The sequence below is a fragment of the Planococcus maritimus genome (genome assembly GCF_001687625.2).
GTDB lineage: Bacteria > Bacillota > Bacilli > Bacillales_A > Planococcaceae > Planococcus > Planococcus maritimus.
Map to the genome: position 1 here is coordinate 577271 of NZ_CP016538.2, position 15276 is coordinate 592546.

The following is a 15276-nucleotide window of genomic DNA, read 5'->3' on the forward strand; positions in this document are numbered from 1 at the left end:
GAAAAATTTACAATATTCGGTTGACTTCTATATTTCCTAGTACTAAGATAGGGATTAATTAATTTCATAATCTTATCCAGAGAAGCCGAGGGACTGGCCCGATGACGCTTCAGCAACCCCTGATTTAATCAGGAAGGTGCTACTTCCAGCAAGGAGAGATTCCTTGGGAGATAAGAGAGCGGACCCGGCATTTCAAATAGCCCTCTTTTCTCATTTTCCGAGAAAAGAGGGCTATTTTTATGTTCCAGGAACTGCGGAAATCATAATTTCAAAAGGAGGAATTAGACGATGACGAAGAAACGGATTTATTTGAACGCATTTGAGATGGTGTGCGCAGGTGGGCACCAGTCGCCGGGATTGTGGCTTCACGAAGACGATCGTTCGCATACATACAAGGACAGCGAATACTGGATTGAGCTTGCGAAGCTATTGGAAAAAGGGAAGTTCGACGCGGTGTTCCTGGCTGATGTGCTCGGGACCTATGATGTTTACGGCGGCACGCGCGATGCGGCACTTCGCAATGCCGTGCAAACGCCGGTCAACGATCCGCTACTAGTCGTGCCGCTCATGTCATCGGTGACTGAGCATTTGAGTTTCGGGGTGACGGCCTCTGTCAGCCACGAACACCCTTATACGTTCGCGCGGCGCATGTCGACACTCGACCATCTGACCAAAGGGCGCATCGGCTGGAACGTCGTCACTTCCTATTTGAAAAGCGCCGCAGTCAATATCGGGCTCGATGACCAGATGAGCCATGATGAACGTTACGAATTCGCCGCCGAGTATTTGGACGTTTGCTATAAATTATGGGAAGGCAGCTGGGAAGACGGTGCGGTCGTGCGCGACAAACAGTCGAAAGTCTATACCGACCCGTCCAAAGTGCATGATATCGGCCACGAAGGCAATTACTTTAAAGTGCCGGGAGCGCATCTATCGGAACCGTCGCCCCAGCGCACGCCGGTCTTGTTCCAGGCAGGGGCTTCGCCGCGCGGACGGGAATTCGCCTCGAAGCACGCCGAATCGGTGTTTACGGCAGGGCCGACCATTCCCATTGTGAAAAAAGGCGTCGATGCGCTGCGTGAACGCATCCAAGCGAATGGGCGCGACCCGGAAGATGTGCTCGTCTATACGACCTTTACGGCCATTGTCGGGAAGACCGAAGAAGAAGCACAAGAAAAATACGAAACTTTGAAAAGCCATGTCAGCTACGAAGGGGCGCTCGCGCTCTTAAGCGGCTGGACCGGCATCGATTTTTCCGGATACGATCCAGAAGACACGCTCGAATACATCCAAAGCAACGCCATGCAGTCAGCGGTTGAAGTGTTCACGCGTGCGGATCCGGACAGAAAATGGACGATTGGGGAGCTCGCGACATTTGTCGGCATCGGGGGACGCGGGCCGGTCGCGGTCGGAACGCCTGAGCAAGTGGCGGATGAAGTCGAGCGCTGGAGAGATGAAACAGGCGTCGATGGCTTTAATTTAGCGTATACACTTGCCCCGGGAAGCTTCGAGGATTTTGTTGAACTGGTCGTGCCGGTTTTACAGGAACGCGGGCTCGTCCAAACGGAATATGCGGAAGGTACGTACCGCGAGAAAATCTATGGCAAAGGCCAAGCGCAGTTGAAGGACAATCATCCGGGCAAAAACTTCAAGCATTTGCACGAACTAGCCGGAAACTAAGGGAGGAATCGATATGCTGACAGCTTACTGGATCGCCGTCGCCGTCTTTTGGGCAGCAGGACTGACTTTATGGAATAAACTTTACCCAAAACCGAAAGGAGGCGAGCGCCATGGGAGATGAAACGTCGTGGCTATTGCCATTCATAATCGTTATGCTTGTCGGCTATTTTGCGTTAACCACATGGCTCGGCAAAAAAGGCAAAGCCCATAGCGGATCGATGAAAGGCTTTGCAATCGCCAAAGGCAAAGTCAATCCGGCAGTTGTCGGCATGAGTTTCGGCGCGTCTTACGCCAGTGCGAATTTGTTTCTGGGCGTTCCCGGATGGGCGTATACATACGGCTTGTCGACTTTGTGGTATACAATCGGCTGCTTCGGGGTGACATGGCTCGGCCTATTGCTGTTCACGAAAACCTTCTGGCGCTACGGACAGAAAAATGGCGGCAGTTTGACGATTCCCGAGTGGCTTGGCAATCGATACAATAGCCAAGTTTTGCGCGTGCTCGTCGCTTTATTGGTATTGTTCAATATCTACTACATCGTCGGGCAAAATGTCGGACTCGCGACGATGTTTGAAACGGTGATCGGTATTCCTTATTTATGGGGCATTGGGATTGGTGTCCTCATCACCGTCGTTTACGTCAGCCTCGGCGGAGCGTTTGCGCAGATCGTCAGCGATGGCATCCAAGGAGCGACGATGGCAGTCGTCTCGCTATTGTTATTCATCTCGCTGTTATGGACGATCGGCGGCGGGTGGAATGTCTTCGGGACCTTGCAATCAGAGCTGCGCGCGATCGACCCGGTACTCGTTGCGCCATTGTCGACAGGCGGGCCGTTCTATAGCGGCTTTGCCATCTTGAGCATACAATGGTTATTGTTTTCATTCGTGCTATTGCCGCATTTGATGAATAAAGTGCTGACGGTTGAAAAAGAAGAAGACTTGCGGACCTTCACCTTATCCGCCGGTGTTTCTTTGTTCACCTTATCCATTTTCTCAGTGTTCGCAGGGCTTGCCGCACGCGTCATCTTGCCGGGGCTTGCGTCAGCTGATAGCGCCATTCCGGCATATATCATGGAAGCATTTCCTGTCGTCATCGTCGCGCTCCTCGTCATGGGGGTGATTTCCGCGATCTTATCGACGACTGACAGCCTGTACCTCGGCATCACCAATAGCATCGGCAACGATTTGTTCAAAGTGCTGGCCGTGCCGGTGCTCTACAAAAACAAGAATTTGACGGAGCAGGAGCTCGACGCCAAAGTGCTAACAGCGTCAAAGATCTCGCTGGTTTTCATCGGCATCGCGTCGCTTTACATGTCGATCAGCCGTCCGGAATCGTTGGCCTTGCTGACGAGTTTCGGGACATCGGCCATCATCAGTGGCATCATCGCCCCGATCAGTCTCGGCTATTTTTGGAAGCACGCCAATAAATCGGGCGCCATCGCATCCGTCGTCAGCGGAGCCGGCTGCTATATGGTCCTGACCGGCACCGGCATGATCGCACACGTTTTCCAGGCCATGTTCTTCAGTTCGATTCTCGGCTTCACATCGATGATCATGGTGAGCCTGCTCGCTGAAAGCTTGAAGAAGCGCGAAAAAACTTCTCAGGAAACGGTTCGTGGATGGTAAGCACTAATAGAGTGGATAGACTATTTGCTAATAATATAGCGAATAGTCTATTTTTTGCATTTAAGCATATAAGTGGTTTTATATAAATTAATTTACAAATTTAGTATGAAAAAGGGATTATATATACTAGAATTAAATAGAACTAATTCACCGAGAGGAAGATAACAGCATGGAGAAAGTAATGAGTTTTATAAAGATGAGATGGAGATATATTTTGGTAGCGTTGATAGCATTATTAATTGGTGGAAGCGTTGGGCCTTCTCAATCAGAAGTAGATGCTTCTACAGAAAGTAATGAGAATTTGCAGACGCAAATACAAGAACTTGAATCGACCAATGAAACTTCAGAAAAGAAAATTGAAGAGTTAGAAACAAAAGTCAAAGAGGCCGAACCATTCTTCGCCTTAGAAGAAGCGGAGCGAAAAGAGAAGGAAGCGGAGTTAAAGAAAAAAGAAGAAGAAGTAAAAGCGAAGGAAGAAGCAGAAAAAGCAGCGGCGAAGGCTAAAGAAGAAGCTGAGGCAAAAGAAAAGGAAGAAGCCGAAGCAAAAGCAGCAGCTCAGGCAAAAGCTGAGGCGGAAGAGCAAGAAAGAATTGGTTATGAGACGGGAATTACCTACGATCAATTAGCAAGAACACCGGATGACTATGTGTTTGAGAAAGTGAAGTTCCGCGGCAAAGTTATTCAAGTGATGGAAGGCGACGGGGTTACACAACTCAGAATCGCTGTTAACGATAATTATGATACGGTAATATACGGTGAATTTGATGCTTCTATTGTAGATTCACGTGTTTTAGAAGATGATATGATTACGATAAGAGGTTTATCTACAGGCTTATTGACTTATGAGTCCACAATGGGTGGCTCTATCTCTATCCCTGGTATTTCAATAGAAAAAATCGATCAATAAAACCTAAAGAAGTTGGAAAAGTCCATAGTTCGCTATCAATTGGGAAAGAGAGAACTTTTTTCTATATCCAACAATTAATGACCTCTCTAAGTATTTGGAGAAGCGTTCGCTCGACTCCAGTGGTAAAGCGAGACGACCGAGACCCCGCAAGACGCGAAGCGGCTGAGGAGGCTTGGGCGCGAGCCCACGGAAAGCGAGCGATAAGCTTCGGAAAATACGGCTTCTTAACTTTCTCGACATTGAAAAAGCCCCGAAATCATTCGGGGCTTTTTTTTATCCCGCCAATCTTCGGGGAAAGTTCATAAATCCAAGCGCCTCTTTCTTGTTTCTTCCCTTCAAATGAAATAGGCTAAAAAGAGTGGATGCAATTATTCAGTTCATCTGACAAGAAAGAAGGAATCATACCTATGAAGAAGACATTGATTTTATTAAGTATCTTATTAGTTTTACCGATGACAGCACACGCTCATTCCGTGCTGGAATCGTCTACTCCAGCTGAAGGGTCTATCGTGGATGAGGCGCTGGAACAGGTAGTGCTCGATTTTAGTGCCGGCATTGAACAAGGCAGTGACATGACGATGACAATGGACGGGACCGCTGTCGACTTTAGTGAAGTGGCCGTAATGGACGATCAATTGATCGGTACACCGGCGCAAGAGTTGGAAGATGGTTCGTATGTCGTGGAATACGATGTGCTGAGTCAAGATGGCCATCCAATCCAAGGCTCCTTGGCTTTTGAGTTGCAGGCAGGCGAAGAAGAAGCGGCTACTGAAGAGCCGGCTGAAGAAGCGACGCAAGAAGAACAGGCTGAGGAAGCAACGGAAGCAACGGACGACCAGGAAGCCGAGGAAGCGGAAGCAGCGGAATCGGAGGAAACTGAAGCATCGGATATGGAGCAAGCGTCAAGCGGGGAACCTGAAGCTCCTTCAGAAGATGCGGGATCTAGCATGACCTTGATCATTGCAGGCATCGCCATTATCCTGTTGATCTCTGCCGTAGTGTTAATGCGTAGAAAACGATGAATTGGCTGATCGCGTCATCGGATTTTTTCCTTTACGTGGTACTGGCCTTTCTCGCAGGAGACGCTGTCTTGCGGTTTATTCCATCGGAAAAAAAGCCGCTTATTGAAGTTCCGAAAAAATGGCTGGTGCTGGCGCTTGCGTCGGTTCCGCTATTGCTTGCGCCTCCTGTCATCCAGCTCATTTTATTGCTTGGGGATAGCTTTGGCCTGATACAAGCCGTGATCGATGTCATCACGCAATTTCGCACCGGCCAAAGCTATGTATTCGGCGTCTTGATGGCGGTGGCGTGGCTGATTGTCGTGTGGCGAGACGGGTCGGCAGGCTTACGGACTTTTTGGCTAGTGCTCAGTGTGCTCAATGTAGCGTATGCAAGCCATGCGGCATCGATTGCGGATTGGCAAGGATTTACGGCGCACGCGCTTCATTTCCTGGCGCTTGTATTATGGGCCGGCGTCTTGATCCACATCGCCTGGTTTATGAAAGACGGGCGCGATTGGCGTGCGTTTCTTAAATGGTTCACGCCGTTTGCGGTGGCCATGATGGTCATTTTGATTGGCAGCGGAATTTGGCTCATGCTGTTTTTCGTGGCGCCGGAAGATTATGCGAGCTCGTGGATCTTGCCTTATGGACAGCTATTGCTGCTGAAACATTTGAGCATCGTTCCGCTCCTGTTCGCCGCGTTCATCAATGCCGCCTTATCGAGAAGCGATGCGCCGAACCGCTCCTGGCTCAAGGTGGAGAGCTGGCTCTTGCTATTGGTGTTATTAATCACTGCTTTCATGAGCAAGCTCGCCCCGCCGCATAATATCAACGAAACGTTCCGGCTAGAAGGCAGCGCGCCGTTTGTCGAATGGTTCGCTGGGCCGCAGTATTTGCCGGTGCAGGCAGTGTGGACGCCGAACATCGACGGCTTTTTGATGATGGCGATCGGCGTGATTTTCCTCGGCTTGCAATGGCTTGGGTATCGCAAGCAATTGCCCGAATGGCTGTCGTTCGTGTTCAGCCTTGGGTTTGTAGCGGCGATGTACAGCGGATTTATGTTCAGTTTCTTATTTTAATGACTGCCCTTGCCAGAAATGGCGGGGCTTTTTTTAAGGCACAAGAATATTTCGACTATCGGATATGTTGTTGAGACTTACGCGGGATTAAGGTACACTAGAAATGGCAAGGAATGGATTTTAATTATTCAAAAATTTACTCTTTAATAATAAATTTACAATAAAAGTGTTTTGTTTGAGGACTATTCCTTTCCTACAAAATATTAGAATGGCGAGGTACACATCATGGCAGATTTACGGGTGCCTGAAAAGCGCTTCCGGCCTGAGCTGGAAGGCGTCCGCGCAGTCGCGGCGCTTTTGGTGGCAGTTTATCACATTTGGATTGGGTCGGTTTCCGGCGGAGTCGATGTCTTTTTCATCGTCTCGGGATATTTGATTACAACGTCTCTATTGTCACGGATGGTGCGCGAAGGCCGCATCAATTATTTGGAAAATCTATTAGGCTTGGCGAAACGATTGTTTCCACTGGCTTTTACGGTACTTGCCGTCAGTGCGGCGCTGTCGATTTTCTTATTGCCGCTTAGCACATGGCGCCAGACAATCGCCGAATTGTTTTCGTCGATGTTTTACTTCCAAAACTGGCAGTTGGCCAATAACGCGGTCGATTATTTGGCACAAAACAACACGGCAAGCCCGTTCCAGCATTTCTGGGCCTTGTCGATTCAAGGACAGTTTTATGTCACGTGGCCAATCGTCATTACACTCGTTTATCTGTTAGCGACGAAAATCCTGAAGACGCCGGTGCGCAAAACTTTGCTCGCCGTGCTATCGGTGATTTTCCTTGCTTCACTCAGCTATTCGGTTTATATCACGGCGGTCAATCAGCCGTGGGCGTATTTCGATACCTTTGCACGGGCTTGGGAATTCTCGCTCGGCGGGATGCTTGCGCTCATGCTTCCATATTTGAAATTCCCAGATCGGGCCCATCTCATCATGGGTTGGGTTGGGCTTGCGATCATCGCCTTCACGGGCATGGTGTTGCCAGTCTCGACTGTCTTCCCGGGATTTGCGGCATTGTTGCCGACGGGCGGAGTGATCTTGGTCATTATCGCCAGTGAAAACGGCCAGGCGTTCGGCGTGCAGAAATTGCTCGGCTCGAAACCGTTCCAGTATTTCGGCAGCATTTCCTACGGTTTTTATTTATGGCATTGGCCGCTGTTGGTGTTCTATTATGCCTACTTCAACACAGATACGGTAACCACTCCGGCAGGTCTTACCATACTCGGAATTACGTTCATCTTGTCCGTCCTGACGATTCGACTCGTCGAAAAGCCAGTACGCGAAATGCCGATCAAGCATTCGAAAAAACGCTTATCGAAAGTGCTGGTCGCTTTGATGACACCGGCGATTTTAATCGGCCTCTCGTGGGGCGTTTTCGTCCAGGCGAGCAGCAGCAATGACGAGCCGGTAACCATCGAAGACAATCCAGGCGCGCGCGCCGTATTGGAAAATATCCAGCCGGCGGAAGATGCGGAACTGCAGCCAGACTTCTTGTCGGCGAAAGAAGATTTGCCGACCTTCTACAGCAATAAAGATTGCTTCCTGACAGGCAGCGTCAGCTCCACGCTGAAAGAATGTTCGTTCGGCGTCACGGAAAATCCTGAACATGTCGTCGCACTCGTGGGCGGTTCGCATTCGGGGCATTGGTTCCCGGCACTTGAAGCTGTCGCAGAAGAGCTGAACATGCGCATCGATGTTTACAACAAAGATGCGTGCCGATTCTCAAGCGGCGATTTTGATGGCCAGCTGGATGACGCGTGCATGACCTGGAACGATAATTTGCAAGAACGCTTGATGGCAGAGCCGCCTGATTTGATCTTTACCACAGCAACGGTAAATTCAGGAGATACGGTGCCAAAAGGTTACATCAATAAATGGAAAGAATTCGAAGGCGTGGCGGAGATCTTTGCCGTGCGCGACAATCCGCGTATGAAAACCGATCCGACGATCTGCCTTGATGGTTCGAGCGTAGAAGAATGTTCGGTTGAGCGCAGTAAAGGCCTTGCGGATGTCGTGCCATGGGAAAACACGGAAGGCATTCCGGACAACGTCACGTTTGCCGATATGTCCGAGTATTTCTGTACAGACGATACGTGCCCGCCAGTTGTGGGCAATGTATTGGTATATCGCGATAAGCACCATTTAACGACGCTGTATTCGCAAACGATGGGGCCGGCATTGAAAGAACATCTCGAACCGGCTCTTGAAAATTTAAACTGATGAATACCGAACGCCCCCGGAAGCTTAGCCTTCCGGGGGCGTTTTTCGATTGGCGCTTTGTGCAGGGGAAATGAAGGGCGTGTCGAAAGAGTTACGAAGGAATGCGCAGCAAAATCGGAAAGGGGTATGGGACATGAAACGCATATGGCCGATTTTAGCATTGACATCACTCGGAGCATACGGGGCTTATCGAAAGTACAAAGACATGACGCGGCTTATCAAGCCGACATGGCCGGAAGTCCGGCATGCCGGCGAAGTGGAAGAGGCGAGGACGGCGCATCTGCCAAAACCGATCGCCAAATGGCTGGAGACGATCGGCGCAGTCGGCCGTGAGCAGGTGATGGGCGTTTATGTAAAGCAAGTGGGCTGGATGAAGACCAAACCTGACCAGGAAGAATGGACCGAATCGACTGCTGAGCAATATAGCTTTGTCGAACCGCCATCGTTTTATTGGAAAGCGCGCATGAAAATCGATGGCCTATTCGTTACCGGATCCGATAGTTTCCGTGACGGCCGTGCAGGCATGCGCATCCGCTTTGCGGGGCTGGTGCCGATCAACCGGGCGATTCCGGACGGCAAGCGTGATGAATCGGCACTTCAGCGCTTTTTAATGGAGATGGTCTGGCTGCCAGGACTGGCTTTTAGCCCGTACGTGCGTTTTTTCAATAGCAGTGAACGATCCGTGGAAGCCGAGATGAGCTATAACGGGTCGACCGCCAATGTCACCTTCGAGTTTGATGAATCTGGGCGCATGAAACGAGCGCGGGCGATGCGCTATAAAGATATTGGTGAAGAGGCCAAGCGCTTGCCATGCATCGCCGAAGTGCACGAATGGCAAATAATCGACGGCATCGAAATGCCAAGACGCGTCGATATTACATGGATCATCGATGGCAAACCCTTCACTTGGTATAAATTTACCGTCGAGCAAGCCGCCTTCAACCCGCGGGTGCCGGATGCCTGGTAAGTAAGTGGGGGATTTAACAGAAAGTTTGTTGTTTTTTGATAAATTTTCTTGACCCAAATCACCTCAGGGGGTATCATGTGGAAATACTTAAAATTGAATAGTGAATTCTTATCTAGAGAAGTCGAGGGACTGGCCCGATGACGCTTCAGCAACCAGCCACTAAGGTCAGGTGCTAATTCCAGCAGGCACACGCCTGGCAGATGAAAAGGAACGAGTTCGATATCGTAAAGCCTTCTTTTTCATGGAAGGCTTTTTTTGTTTCATATCGATGCGTCCGCAGCTGCATGGCAAATCAACCGGAGGAGGACGAATCATGTTATTAGATGAATTGAACAAACGGATGCTGACGGCGGATGGAGCCATGGGGACATTGCTGTACTCGTACGGCATCGAATATTGCAACGAGGAACTGAATATCCAGCGCCCCGAAGTGATCGAGAAAATTCATCGTGATTACATCGCGGCGGGAGCGGACATTATCCAAACGAACACATACGGGGCAAATGCCCACAAACTGGCTCGCTACGGGCTAGAAGATCAGGTAGAGTCGATCAATAAAGCAGCGATGGCCATCGCCCGTAAAGCCGCAAAAGATAGCGGGCAGTTTGTGCTCGGCACGATCGGCGGCATTCGCGGCATTCGTAAAAGCGATGCGACATTGGACGAAATCGTCGCCATGGTTGACCAGCAAGCGCAGCACCTGTTATCCGGCGATCCGGACGGTTTATTGCTCGAGACGTATTATGATTTCGAGGAACTCGCAGCGACCGTTACTCATTTAAAAAAATTGACCGACGCGCCGCTCATTGCCCAGTTGTCAATGCATGAACCGGGCATTTTGCAAAATGGCATGAATTTGAACGAAGGCTTGAAACGTCTTGACGCACTCGGTGCAGAAATCGTCGGCGTCAACTGCCGTCTTGGCCCGCACCATACAATCCAGGCGTTCGAAGGCGTCGAACTGCCGGAAAAAGCGTTTTTATCGGCTTATCCGAACGCCTCACTCCTCGATATCGAAGACGGGCGCATTGTCTATGAATCAGAAGCCGATTATTTTGGCCGTGCAGCGCTGCTGTTGCGCGAAGAAGGCGTGCGCCTTATCGGTGGCTGTTGCGGCACGACGCCGAAACATATCGAAGCGGTCAAAAAACGCATCGGTCACTTGCAGCCGATCACTGAAAAGAAAGTCGAAGAGAAAAAGCCGATTGTCATTCGCGAAGCAGAAGCCTTGAAAGACAAGCCTTTGCACGAAAAAGCAAAAACCGAGCGGACGATCATCGTCGAGCTGGATACACCGCGCCATTTGGAAATCGATAAATTTCTCGAGGGGTCTAAAGCATTGGACGCGGAAGGCATCGATGCTATCACGATGGCCGATAATTCACTCGCGTCGCCGCGTATCAGCAATATGGCGATGGGCTCGATCCTCAAGCACCAGCAAGATGTCAGACCTCTTGCGCATATTACGTGCCGCGACCGCAATTTGATCGGCCTGCAATCGCATTTAATGGGGCTCGACGCACTAGGTATCCACGATATACTCGCCGTCACGGGCGACCCAACAAAAGTCGGCGATTTCCCGGGCGCGACGAGCGTTTATGATGTATCGAGCCTGGAATTGATCCAACTCATCAAAAAGCTCAACGAAGGCATTTCGTTTTCTGGCAAGCCGCTGCGGAAAAAGGCGAATTTCTCGGTTGCCGCGGCATTCAACCCGAATGTCCGTGTCGTCGAGCGTGCAGTCGCGAGACTTGAGAAGAAAATCGAAGCTGGCGCGGATTATTTCATTTCGCAGCCTGTTTATACGAAAGAGAAAATCATCGAAATCCATGAGGCGACAAAGCATCTCGAGACACCGATTTTCCTCGGGGTTATGCCGCTGACGAGCATACGCAGCGCCGATTTTCTACACAATGAAGTGCCGGGTATCAAATTGTCGGAAGAGGCACTGGATCGCATGAGGGCTTGCGGCGATGATAAAGAACAAGCGACGGCGGAAGGCATTCAGATTGCGAAAGAATTGATCGATACAGCAGCCCAATTGTTCCACGGCATTTATTTGATCACGCCATTTGTGCGTTATGACATGACGGTGGAATTGATCCGCTATATCCGACAACTAGATTTAGAGAAAGCGAGCGATCGTGCCTATGCCTAAACATTTAATTGAACAGCAACTGGAAAAACGCATTTTAGTTATAGACGGTGCGATGGGGACGATGATTCAAAATGCTGATTTGTCGGCAGAAGATTTCGGCGGAGAGGAATACGATGGCTGCAATGAATACTTGAACATCGTCCGCCCAGATGTCCTAGAAGGCGTACACGACGCGTATTTGGAAGCGGGCGCTGACATCATCTGTACGAACACATTCGGCGGCACGCCGGTCGTCTTGGATGAGTACGGGCTCGGCCATCGTGCAGCGGAAATCAATCAAAAAGCGGTCGAAATCGCGAAAAAAAGCCAAGCAAAATACTCGACGCCGGAATGGCCACGCTTCGTGGCGGGTGCGCTTGGACCGACAACGAAAACTTTATCGGTCACAGGGGGCATCACATTCGACGCATTAAAAGCCGATTTTCAGGTGCAGGCGAAAGCCTTGATTGAAGGCGGCGCGGACTTGCTGCTTCTCGAGACAAGCCAAGATATGCTTAACGTCAAAGCGGCGACGATTGCTATTCGAGATGCCTTTGAAGAAACCGGTGTGGAACTGCCGGTAATGATTTCAGGGACCATTGAACCGATGGGCACGACACTTGCCGGACAGACGATTGAAGCGTTTTATGTGTCGATCGAACATATCAAGCCGTTGTCGGTCGGATTGAATTGTGCAACGGGGCCGGAATTCATGACCGATCATTTGCGTTCGTTATCGGAACTGTCGACAGGTTTTGTCAGCTGTTACCCGAACGCCGGGCTGCCGGATGAGGAAGGGCATTACCACGAGACGCCGGAATCCTTGTCGAAAAAACTGCGCGGCTTTGCTGAGAAAGGCTGGCTCAATGTCGTCGGTGGCTGTTGTGGCACGACGCCTGCACATATTGCGGCGGTGCGTGAAGCGGTCGATGGGCTCGCGCCGCGCGAACGCAAAGACACGAGTCATGGACATGTCATTTCGGGAATTGAAGTGCTTGAATACGATGAATCGATGCGCCCATTATTCGTCGGCGAACGCACGAATGTGATCGGTTCGCGCAAATTCAAGCGACTCATTATTGAAGGGAAGTTCGAAGAAGCGGCGGAAATTGCGCGTGCCCAAGTAAAAAACGGCGCGCACGTTATCGATATTTGCCTGGCCAACCCGGACCGAGAAGAACTAGACGACATGACGGCATTCATGCAGGAAGTCGTCAAAAAAGTGAAAGTGCCGCTCGTCATCGATTCTACGGATGAAGAGGTCATCGAAGCGTCGCTTAAATTCTCCCAAGGCAAAGCGATCATCAACTCGATTAATTTAGAAGACGGGGAAGAACGTTTTGATGCGGTCATGCCGCTCGTGAAAAAATACGGCGCATCGGTCGTTGTCGGTACGATTGATGAAGTCGGCATGGCAGTGACGCGCGAGCGCAAGCTCGAAATTGCGGAACGCTCGTATCAATTGCTGACGGGAAAATGGGAAATCGCCCCGGAAGACATTATTTTCGATCCGCTCGTATTCCCAGTTGGAACAGGCGATGAGCAATACATTGGCTCGGCACTCGAAACAGTCGAAGGTATCCGTTTGATTAAGGAAAAACTGCCGCGCGCCTTAACAATTCTCGGCGTATCGAACGTATCATTCGGTTTGCCGCCGGTCGGCCGTGAAGTGCTAAATGCCGTTTATCTCTACCATTGCACGCAAGCGGGCTTGGATTACGCCATCGTTAATACCGAAAAGCTCGAGCGTTTTGCGTCGATTCCAAAAGAAGAAGTGAAGATGGCGGAAGAGTTATTGTTCGAGACGACCGATCAAAACTTGGCGGACTTCACGGATTTCTACCGCGACAAGAAAAAGGAGAAAACTGAGGACGATATTCCAGACACCGTGCCGGAGCGCCTCGCTTACTATATTTTAGAAGGCACAAAAGAAGGGCTCATCCCGGACCTCGACAAAGCACGGGAGCTGTACGAAGACCCGCTCGAGATTATCAACGGGCCGCTCATGGAAGGCATGGCTGAAGTCGGCAGGCTGTTCAACGACAATCAATTGATCGTTGCGGAAGTGCTGCAATCAGCGGGTGTCATGAAAGCAGCCGTGTCGTATCTCGAAGGCTTTATGGAAAAGAAAGCGGACGATAGCGGGAAAGGCAAAGTCATCCTTGCGACCGTCAAAGGCGATGTTCACGACATCGGCAAAAACTTGGTCGACATCATCTTGTCGAACAACGGCTTTAAAGTAATCGACATCGGCATCAAAGTGACACCCGCCGCACTCATCGAAGTGATTCGCAAAGAACAGCCGGATATCATTGGCTTGTCAGGATTGCTCGTAAAATCCGCTAAGCAGATGGTGCTGACGGCGCAGGATTTCCGTGAAGCTGATATTGATGTGCCGATTTTAGTCGGAGGTGCGGCTTTGTCCCGCCGCTTTACCGAAACGAAAATCGCCGCGGAATACAACGGACCGGTTATTTACGCAAAAGACGCCATGCAAGGGCTGGACCTCGCGAACCGACTGCAAAGCGGCGCTGGAAAAGCGGTACTGCTCGAAGAACTTGGCGCCCAACAGGAAAAACGCCAAGCGCAAGATGCGGCGCGTGCCGAAAAAGGCGCTGTCGCCATTTTGGAAAAGCCGGTCAAGACCGTGCGCGAAGATGCGCCTGTTTACGTGCCGAACGATTTGCGGCGCCATGTGCTGAAAGATTATTCGGTGGCGCATCTGTACCCGTACGTCAATATGCGCACATTGATCGGCCACCATCTCGGTTTGCGCGGCTATAGCGACAAACTCTTGCAGCAAGGCGACACGCGGGCTGTGGAACTGCATGAACTCGCGACGAAGTTTCTTCAGTCGGGAATATTGAAGCCAGCGGGGATGTATCAGTTTTTCCCGGCGCAATCAGACGGCGATGATGTCATTATCTACGACCCGAAAGACGCCAAAACGGAAATCGAACGTTTCACCTTCCCGCGCCAAACAAAAGCGCCGTTTTTATGTCTGGCTGATTATTTAAAATCAACCGCAAGCGGTGAGATGGATTATGTCGCATTCATGCAAGTAACGGCAGGGCACGGGGTACGTGCGGAAGCAACGCGTTTGAAAGAAGCGGGGAAATTCCTCGAGAGCCATGCGCTGCAAGCGACCGCTTTGGAACTGGCGGAAGGATTCGCCGAACGCCTGCACCAGGAAATTCGCGATCAATGGGGCTTTCCTGATTCCACCGATTTTTCAATGCGCGACCGGTTCGCAGCGAAATACCAAGGCCAGCGCTTTTCGTTCGGCTACCCGGCCTGTCCAAACCTGGAAGATCAGGCGAAATTGTTCGACCTCATCAAACCGGAAGACATTGGTGTCCACTTGACGGAAGAATTCATGATGGACCCGGAAGCATCGGTATCAGCCATCGTCTTCGCCCATCCAGATGCCCGTTATTTCAATGTAGAATAGTCGAAGCGGAGCAGGGAAGTTTAGTCCTTTTTAAAACTATTAAAGAAGCAATGACTGTCGAAACTCATTAAAAGAGTGGATATTGTTATTAGATAAATAACTCAAAGACGAAGCTAAGTGGTGTGGAGAAGTGTCTGCCCGTAAACCCTTCTGCTCAATAATGCTGCCCATTACTTCGCAAAGATAATGTCTCACGTAGTTCGACCTTA

Annotated in this window: 9 protein-coding genes and 2 riboswitches; all 9 genes read left to right on the plus strand. The window is 50.4% G+C overall.

All coding sequences use genetic code 11. From position 1 onward, the window contains the following. Positions 1-69: 69 nt before the first annotated feature. A riboswitch (SAM riboswitch) is annotated at positions 70-177 on the plus strand. Positions 178-288: 111 nt separating this feature from the next. Continuing rightward, positions 289-1680, plus strand: coding sequence for an LLM class flavin-dependent oxidoreductase (locus BBI11_RS03040; RefSeq protein ID WP_068460501.1), 1392 nt, complete (start codon positions 289-291; stop codon positions 1678-1680). Between the two features lie 110 nt (positions 1681-1790). Further along, on the plus strand, positions 1791-3305 hold the full coding sequence (locus BBI11_RS03045; protein ID WP_068460504.1) for a sodium:solute symporter family transporter: 1515 nt from the start codon (positions 1791-1793) through the stop codon (positions 3303-3305). Positions 3306-3474: 169 nt separating this feature from the next. Next, a complete protein-coding gene (locus tag BBI11_RS03050) occupies positions 3475-4212 on the plus strand; it encodes a toxin regulator (RefSeq protein ID WP_083388989.1) in 738 nt (245 codons plus the stop codon). Positions 4213-4619: 407 nt separating this feature from the next. Beyond that, positions 4620-5234, plus strand: a complete 615-nt coding sequence (locus tag BBI11_RS03055; RefSeq protein ID WP_068460506.1) for a copper resistance CopC family protein — start codon at positions 4620-4622, stop codon at positions 5232-5234. Further along, entirely contained in the window at positions 5231-6292 is a 1062-nt protein-coding gene (locus BBI11_RS03060) for a copper resistance D family protein (RefSeq protein WP_068460509.1), read from the plus strand. The genes BBI11_RS03055 and BBI11_RS03060 overlap by 4 nt, the downstream gene beginning before the upstream one ends. A gap of 225 nt (positions 6293-6517) precedes the next feature. Continuing rightward, a complete protein-coding gene (locus BBI11_RS03065; RefSeq protein ID WP_068460511.1) occupies positions 6518-8512 on the plus strand; it encodes an acyltransferase family protein in 1995 nt (664 codons plus the stop codon). Positions 8513-8645: 133 nt separating this feature from the next. Further along, positions 8646-9479 (plus strand): DUF6920 family protein, encoded by an 834-nt coding sequence (locus BBI11_RS03070; RefSeq protein WP_068460512.1) that lies wholly within the window; start codon positions 8646-8648, stop codon positions 9477-9479. Positions 9480-9584: 105 nt separating this feature from the next. Further along, positions 9585-9686: riboswitch (SAM riboswitch) on the plus strand. 103 nt (positions 9687-9789) lie between these two features. Next, a complete protein-coding gene (locus BBI11_RS03075; RefSeq protein WP_068465564.1) occupies positions 9790-11637 on the plus strand; it encodes a bifunctional homocysteine S-methyltransferase/methylenetetrahydrofolate reductase in 1848 nt (615 codons plus the stop codon). Beyond that, on the plus strand, positions 11630-15067 hold the full coding sequence (gene metH / locus BBI11_RS03080; protein ID WP_068460514.1) for a methionine synthase: 3438 nt from the start codon (positions 11630-11632) through the stop codon (positions 15065-15067). The genes BBI11_RS03075 and metH overlap by 8 nt, the downstream gene beginning before the upstream one ends. Positions 15068-15276: the final 209 nt, after the last annotated feature.